The organism is Shewanella seohaensis (assembly GCF_023283775.1).
GTDB lineage: Bacteria > Pseudomonadota > Gammaproteobacteria > Enterobacterales > Shewanellaceae > Shewanella > Shewanella seohaensis.
The window spans coordinates 15,128-42,037 of sequence record NZ_JAKILE010000018.1 but is presented as its reverse complement, the minus strand read 5'-3'; the positions used below and the strand labels follow the sequence as shown (position 1 = coordinate 42,037).

Genomic DNA, 26,910 nt, shown 5'->3' with positions numbered 1-26,910 from the left:
AAAGTAGCCCACTATGATGCGTCGAATATTCGCCTCTGTCTTTTTATGTTTACTGTTAACGCCCTTGTATGCGGCAGAACGGCCTAAAGTCGGACTGGTGCTCAGTGGTGGTGGCGCTAAAGGTGCTGCCCATGTTGGCGTGCTTAAAATCCTAGAAGAACATCATATCCCCGTGGACTATATCGCCGGCACCAGTATCGGGGCCTATGTCGCCGGCATGTACTCTTTGGGTTACAGCGCCAGTGAAGTCGAAGCCATTATGATGGGGGTCGATTGGGATAGTGGTTATTCGGATACCATTCCGCGTAACGTCTTGAGTTACCGCGATAAACAGTTACGTGATCGTTACAATATTCCGCTCAATATCGGTTATACCGAGGGCGAAGTCCGTGCACCGAGTGGCTTGCTGCGCGGGCAAACCATGTCGCAGCTATTACGCCAATCCACGGATCTGGTGCAGCAATTTGGTGATTTTGATACGTTGGCCATTCCCTATCGAGCGGTGGCAACGGATTTAGAAACCAGTTTACCCGTCGTCATCGACCACGGCAGCTTAGTCAAAGCCATGCAGGCATCTGCAACTGTGCCTGGGGCGCTGCAGCCAACACTGATTGATGGCAAGTTATTAGTCGACGGCGGGATTGCCAACAATATGCCCGTGGACGTAGTTAAGGCTATGGGCGCCGATATAGTGATTGCCGTGGATATCGGCTCGCCACTGGTGACCAAAGACAAGCTCGACAGCACGATTGCGGTGCTCGATCAGTTATCGAACTTCTTGACCAATGCCAGTACCGAAAAGCAAAAACAGCTGCTTAGCGAGAAAGACGTATTGATCCGTCCCGCCATCGATGCCTTAAGCACCACGGACTTTACCATCATGCCTCTGGCGTTGACGCTGGGCAAAGAGGCTGCCAATGGTCAGCTGGATAAATTACAAAGCATGAGTGTCAGCGCCGAGGAATATGCGGCCTATGTTGAGGCCAAGAAGGCCAAAGGTAAGCAGTTGATGGCGGATGTGGCGCATCCAATCCAAGAAATTGTGTTCGATAATCAGTCGAAGGTGAGCCTTAACTTATTGAAGGAAACCTTAGATCTCAAAGCCGGCCAAGCCGTGACTAAGGATGAATTGAACGATGCCTTAAAACGCATCTATTCCCTCAATAAGTTTGAGCGCGTGGATGCCGAGTTTGTGGAGTCAGAAGAAGGCCGAGTGCTGACGGTGACCACCCGAGCTAAATCTTGGGGACCAAATTACTTCCAACTCGGGTTTAACTGGGAAGACGACTTTAGCACCGAATCGGCCATCAGTTTCGATATGGCCTATACCATGACCGACTTAACCTTTAACGGCGGCGAGTGGCGTAACGAAGTCAAATTAGGTTTTGAAAAACTGTTTGCGACCGAGTTTTATCAACCCTTGGATAGGGATCAAGATTTTTATAGTCGTGCCCGTTATCAATACGATGTCCATAACTGGGATTTATACGATAACAATAACCGCGCCCTGATCTTCGACAAAAAGACCCACACGGTTGAACTGGGGATTGGCTATAACTATGTGTTACAAGGTTTTGTCGAACTAGGGTTAGTGGCCGAAAAGGGCGTTATTGTTAACGATGCTTGGTTGATTAAGGATTTCGATTTTAAATCCTATGGTGCTTACTTAAGAGCGGGTTATGACAGTTTAGACAGTATCAGCTTCCCGACATCGGGTAACCGTATCACCTTAAACGTCTATGTGCGTAACGAAGATTTTGATGATCTCGTCGATAACAATGAGAACGAATATAGCGTGCAGATTGAGGCTGATTGGAAAGGGGCGCTCAGTGTCGGTAATCATGCCTTTGTCGGCAAAGCCTCAGTGGCTACCAACAATAATGATGGCTTTAACACGCTACATTTGTCGGATTTAGGGGGGTTCTTAAATCTGTCGGGCTATCACAAGGACTCACTCACTGGCGCCCACAAGCTCTTTGGTGCCTTTGTTTATCAGTATGATCTTGGCCGTGATGCGCTGGGGATGACGGATTACCCACTCTATTTGGGTTTAAGCTTAGAGGCGGGGAATGTCTGGTTTGAGCGAGATGAAGTCTCACTCTCGGATCTGATTTACGCCTCAAGTTTATACATAGGCACAGATACCTCGATGGGGCCCGCGGCACTGGGCTTTGGTATTACCGATATGGGGGATAAATCCCTGTATTTATTCATCGGTAAGGCGTTCTAGTTAACGCAAGGGCATGACGAAGGTCATGCCCTTTGTTTTATGTGCTGTCCTATGAGCATTTATCTTGCCTTGCACTTGGCAGCCGCTTGATGTGTTTGGCAGCTGGCGATAAGTGTCATAACCTTTTACAAAATCTTGCTACAGCCAGACAGGGCAAAATGCTAAGGTTTTGCGGGAAAAAATAACAACTTTAAACGGAAGCTGAGGAAAACAATGAAGAAGATTAGCACACTGGCGCTGGGGATTGCCCTGAGCCTAGGTTTAGCCGCTTGCAGCAGCGAGCCTAAAACTGAAGTCGCCGCGGTTTCTGGCATTGAATTACAAAACTTTGATGCCTCAGTTCGCCATCAAGACGATTTCTACTACAGCGTGAACGGCAAATGGTTAGCGAATACGCCCATTCCAGCCGACAAATCTAACTATGGCGCATTCTCTGTGCTGTACGATCAAAGCCAAGATGCATTGAAGAAAATCATCGATGCCGCCGCTGCGCAAAAAGATGCAGCCCCTGGCTCGAATAATCAAAAAATCGGTGACTTTAACGCCAGCTTTATGAACACCGATTTGCTCGAAACTTTAGGTGTGACCCCGCTTAATCCACTATTGGCCGATATCGCAGCGGTGAAAACCCATGGCGAATTACCTGCAGTAATGGGCAAATTATTGACCAGCGGCTCAGGCATTCCCTTTGGTTTTTACGTGAACAACGACGCTAAAAACTCTACCCAATATGCGGTGTATTTAAGCCAGTCAGGCTTAACCCTGCCAGACCGTGATTACTACTTAAAAGATGACGCTAAGTTTGTCGCTAACCGCCAAGCGATGGCGAAATATGTGACCGATATTCTGACCGAAGCGGGCTACAAGAATGCCAAACGCGCGGCGAAAAACGTGGCCGACATCGAGATGATGATCGCTAAGAGTCAGTGGAGCCGTGTTGAATCTCGCGATGCGAACAAGGCTTACAACAAGCTGAGCCGTGCTGAGCTGCAAAAGCTGACCGGCAAGTTTGATATCGATGCCTTTGCGACCAGTGCGGGCCTTGGCGATAAAGTGACTGACATCATCGTGCGTCAGCCATCTTATTTCGAAAAATTAGGCGCTAACTTTGATGCCTTCCCCGTTTCTGCTTGGCAGGATTACTTAACGTTCCACTTAGTGGATAGCTATGCCGAGTTGCTCAGCAAAAACTTTGTTGACCTAAACTTTGCCTTCAAGAGCAAAACTTTGATGGGTATCGAAGAGCAACAACCACGCTGGAAAAAGGCTGTGGATGGCGCCGACCAAGTGATTGGCGAGTTAGTGGGTGAAGAGTATGTGAAGCAATACTTCAAGCCAGAAGCCAAAGCCCGCATGGAAACCATGATCAAAAACCTGATCAAGGGCTTTGAAGTCAGCATCAATGAACTCGAGTGGATGACGCCTGAAACTAAGGTCGCCGCACAGGAAAAACTGTCTAAATTTACCTATAAAATCGGCTATCCAGACAAATGGAAAGACTACACTGCGCTAGAGATCAAGCCTGATGAGCTGGTGGGCAACTATATGCGTTACGCCCAGTTTGAATATCAAGACATGATCAACAAGCTTGGTAAGCCTATCGATCGTACCGAGTGGCATATGACGCCACAAACAGTGAACGCCTATTACAGCCCTGTAAGTAATGAAATCGTGTTCCCAGCCGCGATTCTGCAGCCACCATTCTTCAATATGGATGCCGATGATGCGGTGAACTACGGTGGTATCGGTGCGGTGATTGGCCACGAAATCAGCCATGGTTTCGACGACCAAGGCGCTAAGTACGATGGCGATGGCAACCTGCGTGACTGGTGGTCGGATAAAGACCGTGAAGAGTTCCAAAAACGTGGTAAGCAACTGTCTGCGCAGTATTCTGGCTATGAAGCCCTGCCAGGTAAGTTTGTAAACGGTGATTTAACCTTAGGCGAAAACATCGGTGACTTAGGCGGTTTAACGGTAGCGGCGCGTGCCTACGCGATGAGCTTAAATGGTAAGCCTGCACCTGTGCTGGATGGTTTAACGGGCGAGCAGCGTTTCTTCGTTGGTTGGTCACAGGTATGGCGCCGCAATTACCGTGATGAAGAGTTAGGTCGTCGTCTGTTGACTGACCCGCATTCACCTAGCCACTATCGCGCTATGGGTACGCCTCGCAATATCGAAGCCTTCTACAAAGCCTTCGAGATGAAAGAGGGCGACAAGATGTACTTAAAACCAGATGAGCGCGTTAAAATCTGGTAATCCATAGGATGAAAACGAAAAAGCCAGACGGATGTCTGGCTTTTTTATTTGCGTCAATTGTTGCTGTGATTAGCCCAAGATAGCCGGTAAATCTAACAAGCTGTCGGCTTGGTGATGGGCGATAACCCATTTGGCCTGCCCGCGTTGCTCCGGTGCGGGAATGGCGACGGTCTGCATATTGGCGGCGCGGGCGGCGATAAGACCATTGAATGAGTCTTCAATCGCGAGGCAGTAACGCGGATCGACTCCTAATGCGGCGGCGCAATTTAAGTAAACCTCGGGATGGGGCTTGCCATAGGTGAGAGCCTCTGCCGATTCGACTGACATAAATTGCCCTTCAAGCTTAAGCCTTGATAGTACTGCATTAATCAAAGCAGTTGGTGAGGAGGTGGCTAGGCCTATCTTTAAGCCTTTAGCTTGACAGTAATCAATGGCTTGTTGAACGCCTTGCATGGCTTCGCCCGTTCGCAGGATTTCCTCTGCGACTTTATCGACGATGGCGATGCTGACCTTGGCATTGTCGTAATCGGCCCAAGGTGCTTTGTGATACCAATAGTCGACACATTGGTCGATACGTAAACCTGTGGTTTGTTGAATCGTTTCGATAGTGACGGGCACGCCAAGTGCCGATAAGACTTCATACTCAACCCGTTGCCAAAGGGGTTCAGAATCGATTAACACACCATCCATATCAAAAATAACAGCTTGAATACTAAGGGATGTCATTACTACTCCAAGGGATGGGAAGGATTTCTAAGCGCTATGCTCTGGGAACTTGAGTGTATGGTTAAGCTCGGCATCTTCAAAGTCTAAAAGCACAAAGTTTAAAAATATTTACGCTTAACCTGAGGTTGTGAGCAAAAAAATATTCGTTCGATTTTAAATTGATTAACTTATGTTAACTATTTGTCGCTTATGGTTTTTTGTCTGTTTTCAAACTATTGTCTAATTTCCCTTGTTTTATTCTTGCCGTAAGTTGAGCTGCACCTCCGGATTTAGCCCTTATTTCGTCTTTCGCCGAGTGTGACCTGATTCATACTTTTGCAAAGCTGTAGTATACTGCTGGCCGGAAATACGGGTCGATCATGTCGGACTGTCAGCTTCAATTGAGAAGACGTGCAGTTTCGTTGTTAGAGCGCCAAACAAAGAGGAATGTTGCCGTGCTAGAAGCATATCGTAAACACGTCGCAGAACGTGCTGCAGAGGGCGTAGTCCCTAAGCCATTAGATGCACATCAAGTGGCTGAACTGGTTAAATTGGTTCAAAATCCCCCCGCTGGTGAAGAAGCCGTTATTCTTGACCTGCTAGAAAATCGAATTCCCCCCGGTGTTGACGAAGCCGCTTACGTAAAAGCCGCTTTCTTAGATGCGGTTGCCAAAGGCACTGCAACTTCACCTATCCTGTCTGCCGAACGTGCGACTGAGTTATTAGGCACTATGCAAGGTGGCTATAACATCGAGCCGCTGATCGCTCAGCTAGATAACCCAGCTCTGGCGCCTTTAGCCGCTAAAGCCTTATCTCACACGCTGCTGATGTTTGATTCTTTCCACGATGTGGTTGAGAAAATGGAAGCGGGTAATACCTATGCTAAACAAGTGGTTGAAGCTTGGGCAAACGCAGACTGGTACTTAAGCCGTCCAAAATTAGCGGACAAAGTGACCCTGACCGTATTCAAAGTCTCAGGTGAAACCAACACCGACGACCTGTCACCAGCACCTGATGCTTGGTCACGTCCAGATATCCCATTGCATGCTTTGGCTATGCTGAAAAACGCGCGTGATGGTATCGAGCCAGATGTACCTGGCAGCGTAGGTCCAATCAAGAAATTAGAAGAGCTGAAAACCAAAGGTTTCCCATTAGTTTACGTGGGCGACGTTGTTGGTACAGGTTCATCACGTAAGTCTGCAACTAACTCAGTACTGTGGTTCATGGGCGATGATATCCCATTCGTACCTAATAAACGTGCTGGTGGTTTCTGCTTAGGTGGCAAGATTGCGCCGATTTTCTTCAACACTATGGAAGACGCGGGCGCACTGCCTATCGAACTTGACGTCAGCAAAATGGAAATGGGTGATGTGATCGACATTTATCCATACGCTGGCCAAGTGAAGCGTCACGGCTCAGACGAAGTGATTTCTGAGTTCAGCCTGAAAACCGACGTACTGTTAGACGAAGTGCGTGCTGGTGGTCGTATTCCATTGATCATCGGTCGTGGTTTAACTGACAAAGCTCGCGCAGTGTTAGGTTTACCCGCTTCTGACGTATTCGTACGTCCTCAAGACGTCGCTGATAATGGCAAAGGTTATACGCTTGCACAGAAGATGGTCGGTAAAGCCTGTGGTGTTGCTGGCGTACGTCCTGGCCAATACTGTGAGCCTAAGATGACTTCTGTGGGTTCACAGGACACGACTGGTCCTATGACCCGTGACGAGTTGAAAGACTTAGCCTGTTTAGGCTTCAGTGCCGATTTGACTATGCAGTCATTCTGCCACACTGCCGCTTATCCAAAACCAGTAGACGTTAACACTCACCATACTCTGCCTGACTTCATCATGAACCGTGGCGGTGTGTCTCTGCGTCCAGGTGACGGTGTTATCCACTCTTGGTTAAACCGTATGTTATTACCAGACACAGTTGGTACTGGTGGTGACTCACATACGCGTTTCCCAATCGGTATTTCATTCCCAGCAGGTTCTGGTCTAGTGGCATTCGCTGCCGCGACCGGTGTGATGCCTCTGGACATGCCAGAATCAGTATTAGTGCGCTTCAAGGGCAAGATGCAACCTGGCATCACTCTACGTGACCTAGTACACGCGATTCCATTAAAAGCGATTGAAATGGGTCTGCTGACCGTTGAGAAGAAAGGTAAAGTGAACATCTTCTCTGGTCGCGTACTGGAAATCGAAGGCTTAGAAACTCTGAAAGTAGAACAGGCATTCGAACTGTCTGACGCTTCTGCAGAACGCTCTGCAGCGGGTTGTACTATCAAGTTAGACAAAGAGCCAATCATCGAGTACTTGAACTCGAACATCACTATGTTGAAGTGGATGATCGCCGAAGGTTACGGTGACCGTCGCACGATAGAGCGTCGTATCAAAGGCATGGAAGAGTGGTTAGCGAATCCTGAGCTGATGAGCGCAGACGCCGATGCTGAGTACGCTGCGGTGATCGAAATCGATCTGAACGAGATCAAAGAGCCAATCCTGTGTGCGCCAAACGATCCAGATGATGCAGTATTACTGTCATCTGTTGCGCAAACTAAGATTGACGAAGTGTTCGTAGGTTCTTGTATGACTAACATCGGCCACTTCCGTGCGACCGGTAAGATGTTAGACAAGTTCGCTAAGACACTGCCAACTCGTCTGTGGATTGCACCACCGACTAAGATGGACAAAGACCAGCTGACCGAAGAAGGTTACTACGGTATTTTCGGTCGCGTGGGTGCGCGTATCGAGATCCCAGGCTGTTCACTGTGTATGGGTAACCAAGCACGTGTGGCTGAAGGTTCTACAGTGGTATCGACTTCTACCCGTAACTTCCCGAACCGTTTAGGTACAGGCGCTAACGTTTACTTAGCCTCTGCGGAATTAGCGGCAGTAGCAGCCCTGTTAGGTCGTCTGCCATCGGTTGAAGAATACCAAGAATACGCGAAAGAGTTAGATGCAACTGCAGCTGACACTTACCGTTACTTGAACTTCGATCAAATCGATTCTTACACTCAGAAAGCATCACAAGTGATCTTTCAATCAGCTGTATAATCGATTGATATGATAATGAAAAAGCCAGCGAAAGCTGGCTTTTTTGTTTGTAAATTCTATCGCTAATAAGCTGTTGATTAAGAAGTGACTGCTAATCTCAAACACTATTTATCAAGGGTGGCGACTTGACCCATTGAGGCGCAATCATGCGACTCGCGGTGCATAACGGTTAGCGCTAATTAGGCTTGCTGGGCGTGCTCTGAATACTGGTTATGTAGCACTTCGAGCAATTTATCTTCTAACTCGAAACGGGTTTCCATGGTGTGGGCCAGTTCGGAAAGATCTTTATCGAGCTGGTATAACACTTGGTCATCCTGCGCTTCGGCGTACTTATCATTAAAGTCTAACGCCGCGTTGGTCGTTGGGGTGATCTTTGGCAGTACTTGCTGGGCTAAGGTTTTGCTCGAGGCGCCAAACTTTTCACAGGCATTGACCACTTGGTCATAGACTTCGAAATGGCCTTCGGAGACGTAATCGACTAATAAATCACAAAAGGATTTCACATGATCGAAGGAGGGAAGGGATTTTTCGGCTTTCCCATAGGGAGGAAGGCCTGCTATCTGGCAGTAATGCACCAAGAGTTTACGACGATTTTCTAGCCATTGATCTATAAGCTTATTTGAACCGCCCCACTTTTGTTCTGCTTTTTCGAGTTCTCTCAGCATGATGCATTCCATTTAAGTGCCAGGACATGACTCTAATGTAGGGGAGAAATAGCTCTTGGATCAACCCTTTTTATCGGGATTTGCGAGAATTGGCAGATGGACAAACCAGCTGTTTTGTATAAAAAAATGCGGAAATAAAAAGCCCAACGATAGAAACCTATCGTTGGGCGAGTAATGTATATAGCAGGCTCGATGCGACGAGCTTCTTGATTGTTCTTGCTAGCGCAAACTTTTTATACCAAAGGCAGGAAACCAGCGCAACTTTTTTCTGTCTTAGTGTGACTTTGGGTTCGATTACTAAACAGTATGTTATCTTGCTAGCATTTTGACGATAAGTGCTTAAATGGACAGCAATGATGGGGAATAGCTCACATAAATTTGCACTTAAAGGTTACATTATCCGCGTAAATGCTAAACTACCGACCCAGCGGATCTCAATAAGTCTAGGAATCAAGCCAAATGGCAGAATTAAAGAATGATCGTTATTTACGCGCCCTACTAAAACAGCCTGTTGATATGACCCCAGTGTGGATGATGCGTCAAGCTGGCCGTTATCTTCCTGAATATAAAGCGACTCGCGCTCAAGCGGGTGACTTCATGTCTTTATGTAAAAACCATGAATTGGCTTGTGAAGTAACGCTACAACCGCTGCGTCGTTACGAGCTGGATGCGGCGATTCTGTTTTCCGATATTCTGACAGTTCCCGATGCGATGGGTTTAGGTCTGTATTTTGAGGCGGGCGAAGGCCCACGTTTTGAGCGCCCAACAGACACTATCGATGCCATCAAAAAATTAGCCGTTCCCGATCCAGAAGATGATCTGGGTTATGTGATGAAAGCGGTTAGCACTATTCGCCGTGAACTGAATGGCCAAGTGCCATTGATTGGTTTCTCTGGTTCTCCTTGGACGCTCGCGACTTACATGGTTGAAGGCGGTTCGAGCAAAACCTTCGAAAAAATTAAGAAAATGGCCTACGCAGAGCCAGCGGCGCTGCATATGTTACTCGACAAGTTAGCCGATTCTGTGACTCTGTACCTGAATGCGCAGGTTGCTAACGGCGCTCAATCGCTGATGATCTTCGACTCATGGGGCGGCGCGTTATCGCACACGGCTTACCGTGAATTCTCACTGCGTTATATGCAGAAGATTGTCGATGGTCTGACTCGCTTTGCCGATGGCCGCCAAGTACCAGTGACCTTATTCACTAAGGGCGGTGGCTTATGGTTAGAAGCCATGGCTGAAACGGGCTGTGATGCTTTAGGTTTAGACTGGACAGTCGATATTGCCGATGCCCGTCGCCGTGTCGGTCACAAAGTGGCGCTTCAGGGCAACATGGATCCTTCTATGTTGTACGCGCCAATTCCACGTATCGAAGAAGAAGTAGCTCAAATTCTGGCGGGTTACGGTGAAGGTACAGGCCACGTGTTTAACTTAGGCCACGGTATTCATCAGCACGTTGACCCAGAGCATGCGGGTGCCTTTATCAAGGCGGTTCATGCTCAATCTAAGCAGTATCATAAGTAAACGATACTGAAGAAAAACGGACCTAAGGGTCCGTTTTTTTATGTTGTAACTCCATGCTAAACAGTGCGAGCTTAACGTCAACTCGGCTCGAGTTATGCCTTTCTCCCCAAACGTAAAGCCGAGGCATTACAAGGTGTTTACAAGCGGCTTTAGAACATAGGATATTGATTAACATCTAACTTTTTAAAACTTATTTAGCGAATAGCTGCGCTAAATCAAAGGCGTTTAACACAATTAAATGCATGCTATTGCTTACTTTAGCAACGGATAAAGCAAAGTGATATTTAATACTATTTGCAAATGAGATATGTTGCATGACGCTATAAGGGACTATGTAAAGCCGTTTATCTATTCAATGACAAAAGCCGTGGTAAGAGATGCGCATTGGCAACAAAATATTGGTATTTATTGCAGGATTCTGTTTACCAGCGGTTGTGCTCGTGTCCTATTGCCTCGGCTATTGGTTCGACCATCGGGTCGAATTGCTGCGCCAAGATAATGTGCAGCATGAGCTGACCAATATCCAGCAGCAGTTTCTCATCGATATCGACCGTTTAAGTTTTCTCACTAATATCTATGCCTCCCCGCTGTCTCGGGTCGATGGCGAACTGCTGCAATCCATCGAGTCATCATGGCTTGAGAGCGCCATGTCCGCCAATTTACACTGGTTTATTCTGCAAGGCGGGCAGCTGCAAAGTGTTCTCGCCAACACCTCCAGTATTGCCTTAGCGACACAACAGCAAATTGCCGATGCGGTACTTGCCGCTGGTAAACCTAAAGTAGCTGGGGTGTATCTTGCGGGGGATGTTGGGCTTGTTGTCACCGCCGCAGCCGTCGCCCCCGAAGAATACGTGCTCTTGGTACGCCAGTTATCGGCGCAGGATTTATTAGAATATGCCCAAGCGCCATTAGTCACTCAGGTGCAGATGAGTCGCAGCAACACCTCGGCCGCGAAAGATCGCCTCAGCTTTGTGCCAGTCCCGAGTTTGCTGGAAAACTCGCCATTGTATCTGCAGGTACAGTTCTCTTCTGAACCCTTCCAAGAAGTAAAGCTCGACCTCGATTGGGTTTCTGTGGGGATTATTCTACTCGGCGTGTTGATTGTGGCGCTGGGGTACATTTGGCTGCGCGCAGGCCTGTTAAAACCCTTTAAAAGCATGATGAAGCAGCTGGCATTGGTCGACCCTGCGGCCAGCGTGTATCGCCCTGTGAGCGGTGAAGGTAACGTCGAGTTAGAAGTGTTAGCCAGCCGGGTTAACAGCTTACTTGCCCGTATATACCAGCAGAAAGAACGCGGTAAGACTACCCTAGAGTCGATTGCCGAGGCGGTGATCCTGACCGATATTGATGCCAAAGTGATCTATATGAATCCCAAGGCTGAATCTTTGCTCGATGTTGCCAGTTGTTACGCCGTTGGCCAGAGCCTAGCGTCGTTATTAAAAGCGGGGGAGCAGTTAAATCAAGCGGTATTCCATTGCATGCGTTTGGGCGAGACCACGCCGCGAGTCGCCAAAATCAAGCTATTAACCGCCACGCCACGGATTATTGAGCGCAGCATCAGTAACGTGTTGAATCATGATAAAGAAATTACCGGCACTGTGGTGGTGCTGCGGGATATTACCCAGGAAGAGCTACTTAAGCACCAGCTGCAAAAACGCGCCAACTTCGATAGCGTGACAGGTTTGCTCAATCGGCAAGCCTTCGAGGAGCGGTTGCCGCAGTTTGCCAGTCAGGCTAAGCGCCTCGCGGTATGTTACATGGATTTAGAGCAGTTTAAGCTGATTAACGACAGCTGTGGCCATGCCGCCGGCGATCGCATGTTGGCAATAGTGGCGCGGACGATTCAATCGTGCCTTGGGCCGCAGGCATTACTGGCTCGCTTAGGTGGCGATGAATTTGGATTAGTTATTTGCGATAGCACTGCTTTGGCCGTGGCCCAGCAGTTAAAACAAATTATCGCTCAGGTTTCGCTGCAGGTATTGCACGATAAAAACTGTAACTATAAGGTTGGCTTGAGTATTGGAGTCGCCTTTGGCCGTGCACCCTATATCAATGCCTTGGAGCTACTTAAGGATGCGGATATTGCCTGTATTGCCGCTAAGGCTAAGGGAACAAACCAAATCCATTTTTACGACGATAAAGATAAAGAGCTGACCTACCAGCGCAACGCGCCCAAGTGGGCGGTGCGTATCGCGCAAGCGATTGAGGAAAATGAACTGTTGCTCTACTACCAACCGATCCGCGGTTTAGGGGCGAGTTCTAAACGGCAACGGATGGAAATTCTGCTCAGGATCCAAGAACCCTGCGGCCGTATTTTAGCGCCAGCACAGTTTATCGCAGCGGCGGAGCGTTTTAAGCTCATGCCTGAAATTGATAAGGAAGTGATACGTAAGGCCTTCTTATGGCTATCCTTAAATCCACAGTTGTGGCCGGATCACTGTATTTCAATCAACCTTTCAGGCAATAGCTTAGGTGCCGAAGGCATGGTGGAATATATTGCTTTGCAGCAACAGATTTTTGAAATCCCAAGCCAATGTGTGTGCTTTGAAATCACCGAAACCACGGCGATTCAAAATCGTCACCGCGGCATGGAAATGCTCCGGCAGCTGCGTAAACTCGGGTTTTCTTTTGCGTTGGATGATTTTGGTAGTGGCTTTGCGTCCTATGGTTATCTGCGTGAACTGCCGGTGGACTATGTCAAAATTGACGGCTGCTTCGTGAAGAACCTTGCGGTCAACGCCAAGGATTACGCCATCGTCAAATCGATTCAGGACGTATGTCGCGTCATGGGGATTGAGACTGTGGCTGAGTTTGTCGAAAACCAAGACATTATCGATAGATTACAGGCGATTGGGATTAATTACGCGCAAGGTTATGCGATAGGACGACCGCAACCCCTGAGCAGTTATTGCGAGCCGCTTGGCGTGCCGCACGCACAACGCGCATAGGGGATTGCGCTTTTAAGATGATTATGCCAATTTACTTCGGAGCATAATTAACACATTGGTAACAAGGGAATGGTTATGGATGGACTGACGGGTAAAGTGGTCATTATTACGGGCGCTTCGGAGGGAATAGGCCGTGCGCTGGCCATCGCCATGGCACGGGTGGGTTGCCAACTGGTGCTCAGTGCCCGCAATGAAACACGTTTAGCCTCCCTTGCCCTCGAAATCGCGAACTATGGTCCGACTCCCTTTGTATTTGCCGCCGATGTCAGTAGCGCCTCCCAATGCGAAGCCTTAATTCAAGCCACGATTGCCCATTATGGTCGCCTCGATATTCTAGTGAATAACGCGGGTATGACTATGTGGTCGCGTTTCGATGAGCTTAATCAGTTGTCTGTGCTGGAAGATATCATGCGAGTCAACTACTTAGGGCCAGCGTATTTAACTCATGCCGCCTTACCCTATTTAAAGTCGAGCCAAGGTCAGGTGGTGGTTGTGGCCTCGGTAGCAGGGTTAACGGGCGTGCCGACGCGAAGTGGCTATGCTGCCTCTAAGCATGCAGTTATCGGCTTTTTTGATTCGCTACGGATTGAACTGGCGGATGATAATGTGGCCGTGACTGTAATTTGTCCCGATTTTGTCGTATCACAAATTCATAAGCGTGCCCTCGATGGCGAGGGTAAGCCGCTTGGGAAATCCCCAATGCAAGAAGCCAAAATTATCACCGCCGAGCAATGTGCGAACATGATGCTCCCTGTGATAGCGACCCGAGGTCGGCAGCTTATTACGTCGCTACGTGGCCGACTCGGGCGCTGGCTAAAGCTGATTGCACCTGGATTAATCGATAAAATTGCCCGCAAGGCGATTGCGTCGGGCCATTGATGCTTATTTGCCGCGATTAAGGTGTTTCACAATAGCTTGCTCTGCCTCGCTTTGGGTCGCCTTATCGCCATCGGCCTGAATATGGGCGGTGGCCTTGTGGCCGGTGAGATCCTCTGCGATATGTAACCAGTCTGGATGCCAGTAAAAATTCTGTCCCGATAGCGTCTGCCAATTGTGCACGCCAGACTTTTCCCCTTGATAAATAATGTCTTTGATTGAATATCCCATAAATAAGCCCTGATATTTTTGTTGGGTCTAGATAGTGCGCCTGCCAAACGGGGACTTGTGTGCGTTAGCTCACGCTTTGTGGCAAAAATAAACCCCGCATAAGCGAGGTTTATTGGGATTAGGTTGAGGCTATCGACATCTATGACCCATTAAGGTTTAGCGCATTGGCTAGGTGAGCCTGTGCCTTTCCACAGAGTGCTGCCATCGCTAACTGACAGAGGGATAAAGGTTAAGCCTTGGCTCATATTTGCTGGTGGTAAATCGGTTTCAAGCTCATACATACCCATAGGGACCGCACCTTGGCTGGCGTTTACCGTCACCTGCGCCGCGGCGAGGTTTGAGTAACGCAGGCCCAACATATCAAAATGGCTGCGCCAATCTTTTCCTGTGAGCTTACTCAGGGACACAAGCATAAAGTCATTGCCCGGAATATCCCTCACCGTTTTGCCGCCGTAAACGCTATGGCCCTCGTATGGGAAGAGTTCAAAGCCGAGTTTGCTGCGGTTAGCCTCCCAGTCGCTGGCATTATTTGCATATTTACCAAAGATGCGGCTGTGTTGGTACAGCAGGGTGAAGATATTGAAGCCATTGCTTAGGCTGGTACCGTCGTTAAGCGTCATACCATGGGCTTTTAGCGCCATTTGGATGTAAAAGGCCATGCGATAGCCGTTATGTATCGCATAGGCATTGCTGGCCCAAGGGGCTGTGTATCTGTCTTCGCCCACATCGAGCACTTTGCAGTTAGCACCAAAGACCACGCGTTTGCCACTGGTATCCGTGGTGCCTGCTGCATCGGACATAAACACATAGAAGAGATCTTTGTGATTCATATGACCATCGGTGATGCTGCTCGTGTTGCCGTCACGCAGATAATGGGTCTTCCACAACACCACATAGGGGAAAATATTGTTGGAGTTTTCCCCCGCGCGGCTGCCATAGCCAGCCCAATTATCGCGATTGGCAGCAGTAGCGTATTGCACGTTCAGGCGGTTGGTTTGCAGATTGTGGCCGAGTTCGTGGTTATCTCCCCAACCCGTTGGCGAAATATTCCAAGCCGCATCCCATGGATTACCGCTACAACCCGAGCCGCAGTGGGCGTTTTGGTCATAGTTAGCGTGTTGGATGATGCTGCGGGTATGCAAACTGGCATCGGTACAGTCTGCGCCAAAGAGTGCCTGACAGCTTGAAAGCACATCCGAGGGGAGAGATTCACTTAAGCTCTTCCCTTGGATTTTCAGCCCTGCAAGGGTATACACGCTGTTGATATGATCCTCGACAATGCTCTTGAGCAACGCATTGACATCCGGGATCTTACCGCCAATTGCATTCATAAAACGGTCACGGCGCAAATGCTGCTCGGCGCCATCGGTGCGAAGATCAACATGGGGTAGCTCAGTATTTTGGATCTTATCGTTAAAGGCCGTGATTTCAGCAGGATTGGAAAAATCCATAATGCTGGGGTGCTTTGCCACATTCTTGGCTTGCACATCAACACTGAGCGCACCTTCGCCACCGCTGATATAGAGATAAATAGGGCCGCCATAGGGGGTTGAGAATTCAAGACTTTGCCCTTTAGCGAGCTTGAGGCGTTGCTGGGCAAGTTCCAGTGGCGCGCGGTAAACCTTTTGCTCATAGGCGCGGTTAGTATTACGTCTATGATAATTCAGCTTAATTTCAACATTAGTATCAGTATTATCTAAGCGGGTGAGGGTGATGCTCTGCCCAGGTAGGGCGTACCAGCCCGTAGTTGTCCACTGGCCAGAGTAAGGCACTGTGATGCTTTTACGTTCCGTCACTGTGGCAGGGTAGGCGTAATGGGCATTGCTGCCCTTGCTCAGATTGGTCCTGTCGGTGACATACTCACCTAAGTCAGCTTGGGCGAGGTTGTGGGCGCGGGCGTAGCTGACAGTCCAATCGGCAAACAGGGCTTGCTGCCACTGGGCGGATTCGCTGTAGGCGATGGGATAATCGATTTCACTGCGATACTTGTCGGCGAGGAGTAATCCCGCTTTCATCAAGCTAAAATTAGGGCTGTTAAAAGCATCGATATCATTGTTATCTAAGGTTTCTGCATTGCTGCGATACCAATCCGCGCCCGCCTTGAAGGTCTCGACAAAGGCGCTGCTGTTACAGCTTAAATAGTTGCCGCCGCAGTCATTGAGCACTTGCGTATCGAAGCGTTGTTCACGCAAATTTGCCAGCAGGGTGTCGACATCTGCGAGCGTCTTATCTTGGGCTAGGATAGTGTCGATACTCAGGTTATTGGCATTGAGTTTTGACCAATAGTTTCCTGCAGTAGAGAGCCCCATCTCAAGGTAGAGCGGTGAGAGCATAGCGCTTTGTTCGCGTCGATAATTCGACAGCAGCAGCGGGATCCCTGCCGCCTTAGCTTTAGTGATGGCCGCTTGAATGCCCGCGTAACCTAGGTTATCGCGGTCAATATCGCTGATAACGATTAAATCGGGTTTTAAGGTATCGATACAGCTGGCAAGGGCGGTGTAATCACAGCTATTGGCGTCGTTGATGCTGTGGGCATCGGGGTAGTACTTGCTTAGCCAAGTGCGGATCCCTTCGTTATGGGGGAAATACCAACTGTCGGCGCGACTTGGCATCTGTGCCGTGACTATGCTCAAGCCATTCTGCTGATCGCCGCCTTTGGTTAGCCATCCAATAAGGTTTTTCAGCAGCTTATCACTCTGATCCGAATTATTAACCGCAAACAGGTTGCCACCCATGGCGGCATAACGCTGGCCTTGTTGTTCGCCCGCCATCACTAAGCCGCGTACGGCGCTGGCGCCGCTGCCATCAACATTGGATGGCAGTAAGGTAAAAGTATTTTCCGGCATAAAGCTCGAAAAGGTGATGGAATCGTGGGTCGGATGCCAACTGATGCTGTTACCGACACCTTGATAGAGTTCGGTGATTTTCGCTTTGCGGGCAGCGTCCACTTTGGCAAGTTCCGCAGTGCTGAAATCAATCAGTTCGTTAGCGCTGGCAAGGGTATGGTCTTGATGGCGAATGGCATTTTCAGCATTGCTGATAAAGCTTGGGGTGATAGTGCAATCGGCACTTATCGCCGCTGTGGTGTAGGTCAGTTCGGTCAGCGCGCCGCCACAGCCACTAATACTATCCAGCACGAAACCGTTGTCGGCTTGAATGCTAAAGCTGGCACTTTTACCCGCATCTACCTTCTGGCTGCTAGGGATGAGCTTGCCACCCAAGACTGAACTAGTACTCGCCGTATATTGAGTCACCGCAGGAGGTTGGACTGGCGGCTCCGGCGGAGGGGTTGTGCTACCCGAGTCCTCTGAGCCTCCGCCACAACCCGCGAGTATCAAGGCGATGGCGGCAGAAATGAGTCTAATCTCCATGGAGAGTCCTTAGCATTTGTAGGTAGTTAACATTTGCGTAGCATTGTATAGGAATAATGCGGGTGAAAGTAGGTTTTGATTGCTTAAAATTGATATAAATCATTAACTTAAAATTGACGTTCGTCAAATTTAAGTCATAAAAAAACCGGCGCATAGCCGGTTTTTTTTAATGAATTAAAGCTTAGCCCTGTTGTTCGCGGGCAATGGCGCGATAGCCGATATCGGTGCGGAAATACACGTCATCCCAGTGGATTTCATCAACCAGCAGATAAGCAGCTTTTTGTGCTTCGGTCACTGTGTGTCCTAGGGCTGTAGCGCATAGTACGCGGCCACCGTTAGTAACTACATGGCCGTCTTTCATCTCAGTGCCTGCGTGGAAGACTTTGGCATCGTGATTACCTAGGCTTAAACCTTGGATCACATCGCCCTTGCGGTAGTCGTCTGGGTAACCGCCTGCGGCTAATACAACACCGACTGCGGCGCGTGAATCGTACTCGGCGGTAACTTTATCCAGCTCGCCACGGGTCGCGGCTAAACACAGCTCAACCAGATCTGACTTGAGGCGCATCATAATAGGTTGGGTTTCTGGGTCGCCAAAGCGGCAGTTGTATTCCAGTACTTTGGCGCTGCCGTCTGGTGCGATCATCAGGCCCGCATACAGGAAGCCAGTGTAAACATTGCCTTCAGCCGCCATGCCATCAACCGTTGGGCGGATAACGTTAGCGATTGTCCAATCGTGCACGCTTTGGGTAACGACAGGTGCAGGGGAGTAAGCGCCCATGCCGCCAGTGTTTGGACCGTGATCGGCATTATCACGGGCTTTATGGTCTTGGCTGGTTGCCATGGCGAGGATATTTTTACCATCGACCATCACGATAAAGCTGGCTTCTTCGCCTTTTAAGAATTCTTCGATAACCACGCGAGAACCGGCATCGCCAAACTTGTTGCCCGCGAGCATATCTTCGATGGCGGCATCGGCTTCGGCTTGATCTTGGGCGATGATCACGCCTTTACCTGCGGCTAAACCGTCGGCCTTGATTACGACTGGGTAACCTGTCTTGCCCGTCAGTTCACGCACGAAGGCTTTAGCGTCTTGGATTTCGGTACAGTTTTTATAACCCGCCGTTGGGATATTGTGGCGTGCTAAGAAGTCCTTAGTGAACGCCTTAGAGCCTTCTAACTGTGCTGCCGCTTTGGTTGGGCCGAAAATGGGTAGACCCGCAGCGTTAAAGGCATCGACCAGGCCTAATACCAGCGGCGCTTCTGGGCCAACGATGGTGAGTTCGATCTGATTGGTTTGAGCAAAATCGAGCAGGGCAGGAATGTCCGTCGCGCTGATGTTGAGGTTTTCTAACTTCGGCTCGAGGGCTGTGCCCGCGTTACCCGGTGCAACATAAACCAGCTCTACCTGTGGGGATTGTGCCGCTTTCCAAGCTAGGGCATGTTCGCGGCCGCCGCCACCAATAACTAATACTTTCATGTTAAGTCATCCCTTTGAGTTTTAAATTCTTGTGGTTAGATTTTTAGCGCTACAGAGTGCGATAAACGAAACAGCCAGCACATGGCGTGCTGGCTGTAGGTGGCATTAGTGACGGAAGTGGCGCATGCCCGTCATTACCATGGCCATGCCGTGCTCGTCGGCAGCGGCGATGATTTCAGCATCGCGCATTGAGCCACCTGGCTGGATGATGCAGCTGATGCCCGCCGCCGCTGCGGCATCGATACCGTCGCGGAATGGGAAGAAGGCATCGGACGCCATCACAGAGTTAACCACTTCTAAGCCTTCATCGGCCGCCTTGATACCGGCAATCTTGGCGCTGTAGACGCGGCTCATTTGGCCGGCGCCGACACCGATGGTCATGCCGTCTTTAGCATAAACAATGGCGTTAGATTTAACGAACTTGGCCACTTTCCAGCAGAACATTAAGTCCTTCAGCTCGCTCTCGGTCGGTTGACGCTTAGTCACGACTTTAATGTCATCTAAGCCAACCATGCCTTGGTCGCGGTCTTGCACCAGCAGACCACCGTTCACGCGCTTGTAGTCTAAGGTTTTGGTCTTAGTATCCCATTGACCGCACTCTAACAGACGCACGTTGGTTTTCTTGGCCACTACATCGCGGGCAGCTTGGCTCACGACTGGCGCAATAATCACTTCAACGAATTGACGCTCAACGATAGCGCTAGCGGTTGCTGCATCTAACTCGCCGTTGAAGGCGATAATGCCGCCAAAGGCTGACGTTGGGTCAGTTTGATAGGCGCGGTTATAGGCATCGAGCAGATCTTTACCCAGTGCAACACCACATGGGTTAGCGTGTTTAACGATAACGCAAGCCGGTTCGCTGAACTCTTTTACGCACTCAAGGGCGGCATCGGTATCGGCGATGTTGTTGTAAGACAGTGCTTTACCTTGCAGTTGAACTGCCGTTGCGACTGAGGCTTCATCGATCTTAGTGTCAACGTAGAAGGCTGCAGTTTGGTGGCTGTTTTCACCGTAACGCAGATCTTGCTTCTTCACTAATTGAGTGTTGAAGGTGCGTGGGAACTTAGAGTCTTCGAAGCACTCATCAGTGCTATGCGCAGGAACCATAGTGCCGAAGTAATTGGCGATCATGCCATCGTAACCGGCAGTGTGTTCGAAGGCGGCAATCGCTAAATCGAAACGGGTCGCGTGAGTCGTGCTGCCATTGTTGGCGGCCATTTCGGCTAATACGCGGTTATAGTCGGCCGCATTTACCACGATAGTCACGTCTTTATGGTTTTTCGCCGCAGCGCGCACCATAGTCGGGCCACCGATGTCGATGTTTTCAATCGCATCTTCTAAGGTGCAACCGGCTTTAGCAACGGTATCGGCAAAAGGGTAGAGGTTAACCGCAACCAGATCGATTGCATTGATGTTGTTGGCAGCCATGACATTTTCATCAAGACCGCGACGCGCCAAAATGCCGCCATGCACTTTAGGGTGCAGGGTTTTAACGCGACCATCCATGATCTCAGGGTGTCCTGTATAGTCAGATACTTCGATAACAGGCACGCCGTTATCCGCTAACAAGCGAGCGGTGCCGCCCGTTGACAGCAGTTCAACGCCTTGGGCGTGTAATGCTTTGGCGAATTCGAGAATTCCGGTTTTATCTGAAACGCTTAACAGCGCGCGACGAATGGGTCTGGCATTATTTGCAACAGTCATTTGGGTACAGGGTCCAGTTATTTTAGTTTCAAGGATCTTTCGGAAAACAGAACAACTTCTATCGGATTCTGCTTTCCAAAAGCCCCTTGGTCCTACTTATATTTTTTGTCCCAGCGTCAGGCGCGCGTATTCTACCGTAAAACTGGATTTACGGGTGTTTTTTCTGCGCGATTTCACAATATTGATATCAGAACAAAGTGCCGTGGTTTTTGACTGAAGGATAAATTTAAAAATAGCCCTTGACCTTGGAGTAGGCTCTAAGGTTTATACTCGCCCTATGATGTTGATTGTCAGCGAAGGTTGGCATGAGGCAAGCTAAGCTGCAAAGGATAGAACTATGTACCGCATTGGTGAGTTAGCCGATTTATGCGAAGTGAAAGCCGATACCCTTAGATTTTATGAGAAACACGGCCTGCTTTCGCCTTCGAGCCGCACCGACTCTGGCTATCGGGTCTATACCGATGCCGATGCCGCACGGCTGCGTTTTATTCTACGGGCGAAGGCGGTAGGTTTTAGCTTGAGTGAAATTAGCGAGCTGCTTTCTATCGAGTTGGATAAATCCAATTGGGCTTGTGCCGATGTGAAGGGCATGGTCGACGTTAAGTTGGCTCAGGTGCAGACTAAGATTGCCGAGTTGCTGCATTTTCAAACCAGTTTGCAAAAACTGTCGGATGCCTGCTGCGGCGGGCCGCGTAGCGCCGAACATTGCTCGATTTTAGAAGCGCTGGAGTCGAGCACAGAGCGAGTGCGTGTGGAGCACGACCATGGCCAAACTCCAGATGCGACAACCCTAGATAAGTCAGGGAATTAACTATGTTATTGAAGAATTTTATCGATCTGTTTTTAGATTCCGCCCCTTGGCTGTTGCTCGGCTTGATTCTGGCGGGCCTACTCAAAGTGTTTGTGCCCATGGCTTGGATGCAAAAGCAGCTCGGCGGGCATGGCTTTAAAACCGTGGTGAAGGCGGCGTTGTTAGGCGCGCCATTACCTCTGTGTTCCTGCGGTGTCATCCCCGCAGCCGTTGGGCTGCGCCGCTCAGGGGCATCGAAAGCGGCAACGACTTCCTTTTTAGTTTCCACCCCTGAAACTGGGGTCGACTCTGTAACGGTTTCTTACGTTTTGCTCGGCCCTTTTATGGCGATAGTACGGCCGATTGCGGCGATCACCAGCGCTATTGTTGCGGGCCTTTTAGTCGGGCGAGATGATGACGATGGCAAACCTGCTGTTAAGGCCGAGGCCCTGTCAGACTCGGCTCAGTCAGACAAGGCATCAGCTAGCACTGCGCCAGTCGCTTCATGCTGTGCTTCAAAATCTTTGTCGGCGGAGAAAGTGGTAAAAGCCGAAGCGGTAAAAAGCTGCTGTTCATCGACTAAGGCGCCGGCAATCACGCCAGTTAAGTCTTCCTGCTGCGGCAGTGATAACGCGAAAACGCCAGCAGCCGAGCCAAAAATCAAAATGACGCCGATGGCGGCGCCAAGTCTAATGGCAACTGGCGGCTCAAGCATGGGCGCTGTCACTATGGTTAATGCTGCTAAGGTTAATGCTGCTAAAGCCCATTCCGTAAATGCAGAGACTGCGGGATCATGCTGTGGCACTCAAACTGCCGCGCCTGAAAAAATAGTCGTAGTGAAAAAGGGCGCTTGTTGTGGTAGCTCAAGCGCGAAAACGGCTGACAGCCATCAAGTCGAAGGCGAGAGCTGCTGCGCATCTACACAGGATATGGCAACCGAGCTTAAGTCTGAGTCTGTTATTGCACGAGTAGGCATAGGGCTTAAATATGCGGCGACGGATCTGGTGCGTGACACCACACTTTGGTTGCTGGTGGGCTTATTCTTCGCAGCCATAGTGCAAACCTATGTTCCTGCTGACTTTTTAGCTAAGTGGGGCGATGGATTGCTTGCTATGTTGGTGATGGTGCTAGTGTCTGTGCCTATGTATATCTGCGCTACAGCTTCAACGCCGATTGCAGCGGGCTTGCTACTGGCGGGTGTCTCCCCTGGCGCCGTGCTAGTGTTTATGATGGCAGGTCCTGCAACCAATATCGCCACCTTAGGCGTGGTGACTAAGGAGCTGGGTAAGCGCGCGCTCTATGGCTATCTTGGTGGTGTCTTGGGGGTTGCCTTAGTCGCTGGCGCTTTAGTGAACTATCTGGTTGCTAACTTTGGTTTTGAGGTGATGCCACAGATTGGTGAGCAACATCAAATGTTGCCAGAGTGGCTAGTCGCGACCTCAGGCATAGTGCTCGCACTACTGATGGCGAAAGTGGTATTTGAGAAAATTCCAAGAAGTTGGCTGCGCCGCAGCGACTGCTGCTCATAGTGCTAACGCTAACTAAAAATCCCCAGCAATGACTGGGGATTTTTTATTGTGACACTTTAATGGTGCTGGTCACGCGGCAGAGCGACGCGTGATGCTCAGTCGTTTATTAGTTCGACTTTTTAGCATCGATAAACGGCAGAGTGCCCGTTGGTAGCACTGTGGTGGGCAACTTGCCATCCCACTTTTCGGCCTTGGTCAGTTCGACAAGGTTTTGATTTTGTGCCAGAGCTTCGGCGCGGCTCTTAATGGCAGACGCCTCTGCATCCCCTTTGATCCTAATACTCTCGGCCTCGGCCTTAGCGCGGGCGAGTTGCGAGTCGGCTTCTGCCTGCGCTTGGGTCACGGCGATTTGTGCGCTCACTCTTTCTTTCTCGAGGTTTTGCAGCTGGGTTTGTACCTCAACTTCGGCGCGCATTCTGTCTTCTACCGACTTTTCATAGGCATTGGAAAAGTCGATATTTTCAATCTGCACTGAGGTGATTTCGATGGGGCCTTTGACCGAGTTAGTGATGGCGCTGGTGACATCGATACCGAATTTGATCCGCTCCTGCACGACCGAAATCGCAGTGTATTTACCAAAAATGTTCTCAACTTGCGTTGGCACTTGGCGGTCGAGTAGGCGAGCCACCATGGCATCGATACTCTTAAAGTTGGCATAGACTTCTTCGACACGATCCGGCGGCACGTTGAAGGTGACTGAAGCGTTGAGGGTCGCGGGTTGCTGATCGCGGCTATAGGCTTGTAATGAGCTGTAGCTGGTGGTGTGGGTTTGGGTTGAGATTTTCACGACCGTATCGAACAGTGGCATTTTAAATCCGAGCCCTGGCTCGGCGGTGCCGATGATCTTACCGTTACGCAGAATCACTCCGCGCTCACCTTGGTCGACCGTGTACCAACTGCCAAAGAGTGAAATAAAGAGGATCAGTAAAATCACCAGGGGGATGATTTTAGAGAGGCCAATAGAGCTTGGCAGGTTAAGTTCAGTTTTTATCATGTCGCGTCCTTTGCTGATATGTTGCGATGGCGAATTTATTGGGGCGGAATACGGTTTAGTTTTAATCACTTGGCGTTACATTTTGCAGCAAAATGTATCTTAATGGTTAACGTGAGGCAACAAGACTGCATTGGACTTGTCGATGTGTGACCCAGATGTCATTGCTTATCCTTACAGTGTAAATGTTATTGCGAACTATTCTCACCAAAGTTAGAGTCCCGAAATTAACCCAATTTTCTATCATTTCGCCCCGTTGTTACTTTGCGGAAATCAGGCGAAAAGGCGATAGATTTCAGTGGGTTTAATTGTGCTAACACTTTGTCGTGAGAGGATAAATCCCCGTGTTGCAACTCATCTTTTTGTTGTCGACGCTGACGGCTTGCCTGTTGTGTTATTTGACCAATAAGCAGCAAAAACGATTAGCTCGCCCTTTGCCTAAGCGGCCTTGGCGGTTACTCGCCTATGGGCTTGCCCTCGCCAGCTTGATTGGTTGGCTGAGTCTGTTCACCTTCAGTGCCGCAATGTTTATCTGGATAGCCCTGTTGATGTTGCTTTCGGGCTTAGTGCCTTTTATCTCTCTTATCGGTCGGAAATAAGCCATGACGCGTTTAGCTGAACAGGACAAGTTACAACCCGACTGGTGGACTAAGTCACTGGCAGGGTTAGTGTTAGGTTTTACCTTAGCCCTAGGGCTAGTGGGATTATTTGCTTGGTTTGGTCCGGGCGGAATCGATGCCGATACTAAGGTGCAGGTCAATATGTGGCTGATAACGCCTATCTGGTTATTGATCTTAAGTTTTAGCTTTCTGTTTAAAACCGGACTCAGGGCAATCGGCTACTTGGGCCTATTTAACATTTTGACTTATATAGTTTTATATACCTTTAGGTGATAAGGGATGAAAGTGCGCAGTGATGTGTTACGGGTGTATCAGTCTATCCATATTTGGACTGGGATCATCGCCGGAATAGTGTTGTTTATCGGTTTCTATGCCGGATCGCTCACGATGTTTAAAGGCGCGATTGACGCTTGGTCAATGCCGCCCTCAGTGACTTTACCGCAAGTCTCTGCCGATAGGCTCGATGAGCTAGTGTCGCAGGTGTTAGCGCGGGACGATAAGGCGAAAAATGGCTTTAGTTTGCATTTGAATGATGAACATCAGTCGCCGATGACTTGGTATGAGCAGGGCTCGGAGCGTGAACTCAGCATGAGCAACCAGCTTTGGCATGCCAGCCTCGACGAGCAGGGGCAATTAGTGACTCAACTGAGTACCCCAAGCGAGCTGGCCGAGCTGATTGACCAATTACACCGCACTGCGGGGATTGCTGGTGAAGTGGGTCACGATCAAGCGGGCGTCTATGTGCTCGGCGTCGCCGCCTTCTTATACTTCTTGGCGCTGGTTTCTGGAGTGATTTTCTTACTGCCCACCTTAACTAAAAGCTTTTTCGCTCTACGTAAAGATAAGGGCGAGAGTCGTTTCTGGCTCGATGCCCACAACTTAGTCGGCATCACTAGTTTGCCATTTCATCTGGTGATCAGTTTGACCGTGATAGTGTTTGCCTTCCATGATCAGCTTTACGATGGGCTTAAGCAGGTGGTTTACGGTGAAAAACCGCTGTTTGCCCAACCCGCACCCGACAGAACGCCCTATACGCTCGCCGATTTGCCCAAGGTCAGCACAGTTCTGACTAAGGTGCAGGAACTCGCCCCCGAGTATCAAGTGCATGAAATGACCTTTATGAACTTGAATAATCCCCGTGCGACCTTGCGTTTAGGCCTGTACAACCCTAACGGCTTTATGCGCGGGCCAGTTACCGATTACTTATATCTGCATCCCTATAGCCTCAAGATAACCAACAGCACCATTGACCAGAGTGACAAGGGCATTTGGGCCAGAACGGTCGCGGTATTCTTTGGGCTGCACTTTGGCAGTTACGGGGGCGATCTTGGGCGTTGGGTGTATTTCTTTTTAGGCTTGAGTGGCGCTTTTTTATTTTACAGCGGCAACTTGCTTTGGCTGGAAAAGCGACGTAAAAAACAGGCGAGTGAGCAGACGCGTGCTTGCCGATTAATGGCGAGCGCCACCGTGGGGATTTGCTTAGGTTCGGTTGCCGCTCTGGCGGTGAGCATGTTGCTGGGCAAATGGTTCTACTCACAGGTGAGCAATATTAATCATCTCTATCTGTGGTTGTACTATGTCGTCTTCGCCGCCTTAGTGGCCTATGCCTTTTGGCGCGGCGCGGCGAGGGCGGCACTGCTGATTTTACCTCTGTGCGCCTTGGCGAGTCTGGCAATGCCTATTACCTCTGTGATTGGGCTGTTAGTGCCGAATCTTGGCTTATGGGCGCCCCATTCGGCGGCAACGCTCGGGGTCGATCTGGTGGCGCTCGGCTTTAGCGGCGTATTCTATTATGGATACCGACTCACGCGCCATCGCGTATTCAATGGCCCGCAGGACAGTGTCTGGGCCATTCCCAACAAGGAGCCTGTGGCTGAAGAAGCCAGGTTAAAAACGGTCTAAAAAATGGGCGCCCTTATCGGCGCCCTTTTTGTTAT

General features: G+C 49.6%; 18 protein-coding genes. 11 read left to right on the top strand and 7 right to left on the bottom strand.

What is annotated here, in order from left to right:
* Positions 1 to 13: 13 nt before the first annotated feature.
* Entirely contained in the window at positions 14 to 2,230 is a 2,217-nt protein-coding gene (locus L2713_RS18270; protein ID WP_248968868.1) for a patatin-like phospholipase family protein, read from the top strand.
* Between the two features lie 213 nt (positions 2,231 to 2,443).
* On the top strand, positions 2,444 to 4,486 hold the full coding sequence (locus L2713_RS18265) for a M13 family metallopeptidase (protein WP_109286820.1): 2,043 nt from the start codon (positions 2,444 to 2,446) through the stop codon (positions 4,484 to 4,486).
* 69 nt (positions 4,487 to 4,555) lie between these two features.
* Here the strand turns inward: L2713_RS18265 and hxpB are convergent, their stop codons facing one another.
* A complete protein-coding gene (hxpB, locus tag L2713_RS18260) occupies positions 4,556 to 5,212 on the bottom strand; it encodes a hexitol phosphatase HxpB (protein WP_248968867.1) in 657 nt (218 codons plus the stop codon).
* Between the two features lie 434 nt (positions 5,213 to 5,646).
* On the opposite strand from hxpB, the gene acnB reads away from it, so the two are divergent.
* Positions 5,647 to 8,244 carry a bifunctional aconitate hydratase 2/2-methylisocitrate dehydratase gene (gene acnB / locus L2713_RS18255; RefSeq protein WP_248968866.1) on the top strand — a complete coding sequence of 866 codons (2,598 nt, stop codon included), beginning with the start codon at positions 5,647 to 5,649 and terminating at the stop codon, positions 8,242 to 8,244.
* Between the two features lie 179 nt (positions 8,245 to 8,423).
* On the opposite strand, the gene rsd is transcribed toward acnB, so the two are convergent.
* Positions 8,424 to 8,909, bottom strand: coding sequence for a sigma D regulator (gene rsd / locus L2713_RS18250; RefSeq protein ID WP_086017236.1), 486 nt, complete (start codon positions 8,907 to 8,909; stop codon positions 8,424 to 8,426).
* 459 nt (positions 8,910 to 9,368) lie between these two features.
* Here rsd and hemE point away from each other — a divergent pair, with 459 nt between their 5' ends.
* From hemE to L2713_RS18235, 3 genes are all read left to right on the top strand, one after another.
* Positions 9,369 to 10,433 carry a uroporphyrinogen decarboxylase gene (gene hemE, locus L2713_RS18245; protein ID WP_011621241.1) on the top strand — a complete coding sequence of 355 codons (1,065 nt, stop codon included), beginning with the start codon at positions 9,369 to 9,371 and terminating at the stop codon, positions 10,431 to 10,433.
* 377 nt (positions 10,434 to 10,810) lie between these two features.
* Complete coding sequence (locus L2713_RS18240; protein WP_248968865.1) at positions 10,811 to 13,381, top strand: putative bifunctional diguanylate cyclase/phosphodiesterase; 2,571 nt, start codon at positions 10,811 to 10,813, stop codon at positions 13,379 to 13,381.
* A 75-nt stretch (positions 13,382 to 13,456) separates the two neighbouring features.
* Positions 13,457 to 14,260 carry an SDR family oxidoreductase gene (locus L2713_RS18235; RefSeq protein ID WP_086903796.1) on the top strand — a complete coding sequence of 268 codons (804 nt, stop codon included), beginning with the start codon at positions 13,457 to 13,459 and terminating at the stop codon, positions 14,258 to 14,260.
* A 3-nt stretch (positions 14,261 to 14,263) separates the two neighbouring features.
* On the opposite strand, the gene L2713_RS18230 is transcribed toward L2713_RS18235, so the two are convergent.
* From L2713_RS18230 to purH, 4 genes are all read right to left on the bottom strand, one after another.
* On the bottom strand, positions 14,264 to 14,488 hold the full coding sequence (locus L2713_RS18230) for a hypothetical protein (RefSeq protein ID WP_088211897.1): 225 nt from the start codon (positions 14,486 to 14,488) through the stop codon (positions 14,264 to 14,266).
* A gap of 149 nt (positions 14,489 to 14,637) precedes the next feature.
* Positions 14,638 to 17,859 (bottom strand): ImpA family metalloprotease, encoded by a 3,222-nt coding sequence (locus tag L2713_RS18225; RefSeq protein WP_248968864.1) that lies wholly within the window; start codon positions 17,857 to 17,859, stop codon positions 14,638 to 14,640.
* A 181-nt stretch (positions 17,860 to 18,040) separates the two neighbouring features.
* Positions 18,041 to 19,339 (bottom strand): phosphoribosylamine--glycine ligase, encoded by a 1,299-nt coding sequence (purD, locus tag L2713_RS18220; protein WP_248968863.1) that lies wholly within the window; start codon positions 19,337 to 19,339, stop codon positions 18,041 to 18,043.
* Positions 19,340 to 19,444: 105 nt separating this feature from the next.
* Positions 19,445 to 21,043, bottom strand: a complete 1,599-nt coding sequence (gene purH / locus L2713_RS18215) for a bifunctional phosphoribosylaminoimidazolecarboxamide formyltransferase/IMP cyclohydrolase (protein WP_086903799.1) — start codon at positions 21,041 to 21,043, stop codon at positions 19,445 to 19,447.
* A 337-nt stretch (positions 21,044 to 21,380) separates the two neighbouring features.
* On the opposite strand from purH, the gene zntR reads away from it, so the two are divergent.
* Positions 21,381 to 21,854 carry a Zn(2+)-responsive transcriptional regulator gene (zntR, locus tag L2713_RS18210; RefSeq protein WP_011621248.1) on the top strand — a complete coding sequence of 158 codons (474 nt, stop codon included), beginning with the start codon at positions 21,381 to 21,383 and terminating at the stop codon, positions 21,852 to 21,854.
* Between the two features lie 2 nt (positions 21,855 to 21,856).
* The gene (locus tag L2713_RS18205) at positions 21,857 to 23,362 is read left to right on the top strand and encodes a permease (protein ID WP_248968862.1); all 1,506 of its coding nucleotides are present in this window, start codon (positions 21,857 to 21,859) and stop codon (positions 23,360 to 23,362) included.
* Between the two features lie 106 nt (positions 23,363 to 23,468).
* On the opposite strand, the gene L2713_RS18200 is transcribed toward L2713_RS18205, so the two are convergent.
* Positions 23,469 to 24,356: a prohibitin family protein gene (locus L2713_RS18200; protein ID WP_086903802.1), complete on the bottom strand. Its 888-nt coding sequence runs from the start codon at positions 24,354 to 24,356 to the stop codon at positions 23,469 to 23,471.
* Positions 24,357 to 24,697: 341 nt separating this feature from the next.
* Here L2713_RS18200 and L2713_RS18195 point away from each other — a divergent pair, with 341 nt between their 5' ends.
* Genes L2713_RS18195 through L2713_RS18185 form a run of 3 tightly spaced genes read left to right on the top strand, consistent with a single transcriptional unit; the run spans position 24,698 to position 26,875 of the window.
* Positions 24,698 to 24,952: a hypothetical protein gene (locus L2713_RS18195; RefSeq protein WP_248968861.1), complete on the top strand. Its 255-nt coding sequence runs from the start codon at positions 24,698 to 24,700 to the stop codon at positions 24,950 to 24,952.
* 3 nt (positions 24,953 to 24,955) lie between these two features.
* Positions 24,956 to 25,246 (top strand): hypothetical protein, encoded by a 291-nt coding sequence (locus L2713_RS18190; protein ID WP_248968860.1) that lies wholly within the window; start codon positions 24,956 to 24,958, stop codon positions 25,244 to 25,246.
* Positions 25,247 to 25,252: 6 nt separating this feature from the next.
* Entirely contained in the window at positions 25,253 to 26,875 is a 1,623-nt protein-coding gene (locus L2713_RS18185; RefSeq protein ID WP_248968859.1) for a PepSY-associated TM helix domain-containing protein, read from the top strand.
* Positions 26,876 to 26,910 lie beyond the last annotated feature (35 nt).

What these genes read in the sequence shown, in the direction of transcription:
- L2713_RS18270 (WP_248968868.1), top strand. Translation starts at nt 14, where the DNA reads ATGATGCGTCGAATATTCGCCTCTGTCTTTTTATGTTTACTGTTAACG.
- L2713_RS18265 (WP_109286820.1), top strand. Translation starts at nt 2,444, where the DNA reads ATGAAGAAGATTAGCACACTGGCGCTGGGGATTGCCCTGAGCCTAGGT.
- hxpB (WP_248968867.1), bottom strand. Translation starts at nt 5,212, where the DNA reads ATGACATCCCTTAGTATTCAAGCTGTTATTTTTGATATGGATGGTGTG.
- rsd (WP_086017236.1), bottom strand. Translation starts at nt 8,909, where the DNA reads ATGCTGAGAGAACTCGAAAAAGCAGAACAAAAGTGGGGCGGTTCAAAT.
- hemE (WP_011621241.1), top strand. Translation starts at nt 9,369, where the DNA reads ATGGCAGAATTAAAGAATGATCGTTATTTACGCGCCCTACTAAAACAG.
- L2713_RS18240 (WP_248968865.1), top strand. Translation starts at nt 10,811, where the DNA reads ATGCGCATTGGCAACAAAATATTGGTATTTATTGCAGGATTCTGTTTA.
- L2713_RS18235 (WP_086903796.1), top strand. Translation starts at nt 13,457, where the DNA reads ATGGATGGACTGACGGGTAAAGTGGTCATTATTACGGGCGCTTCGGAG.
- L2713_RS18230 (WP_088211897.1), bottom strand. Translation starts at nt 14,488, where the DNA reads ATGGGATATTCAATCAAAGACATTATTTATCAAGGGGAAAAGTCTGGC.
- L2713_RS18225 (WP_248968864.1), bottom strand. Translation starts at nt 17,859, where the DNA reads ATGGAGATTAGACTCATTTCTGCCGCCATCGCCTTGATACTCGCGGGT.
- purD (WP_248968863.1), bottom strand. Translation starts at nt 19,339, where the DNA reads ATGAAAGTATTAGTTATTGGTGGCGGCGGCCGCGAACATGCCCTAGCT.
- purH (WP_086903799.1), bottom strand. Translation starts at nt 21,043, where the DNA reads ATGACTGTTGCAAATAATGCCAGACCCATTCGTCGCGCGCTGTTAAGC.
- zntR (WP_011621248.1), top strand. Translation starts at nt 21,381, where the DNA reads ATGTACCGCATTGGTGAGTTAGCCGATTTATGCGAAGTGAAAGCCGAT.
- L2713_RS18205 (WP_248968862.1), top strand. Translation starts at nt 21,857, where the DNA reads ATGTTATTGAAGAATTTTATCGATCTGTTTTTAGATTCCGCCCCTTGG.
- L2713_RS18200 (WP_086903802.1), bottom strand. Translation starts at nt 24,356, where the DNA reads ATGATAAAAACTGAACTTAACCTGCCAAGCTCTATTGGCCTCTCTAAA.
- L2713_RS18190 (WP_248968860.1), top strand. Translation starts at nt 24,956, where the DNA reads ATGACGCGTTTAGCTGAACAGGACAAGTTACAACCCGACTGGTGGACT.
- L2713_RS18185 (WP_248968859.1), top strand. Translation starts at nt 25,253, where the DNA reads ATGAAAGTGCGCAGTGATGTGTTACGGGTGTATCAGTCTATCCATATT.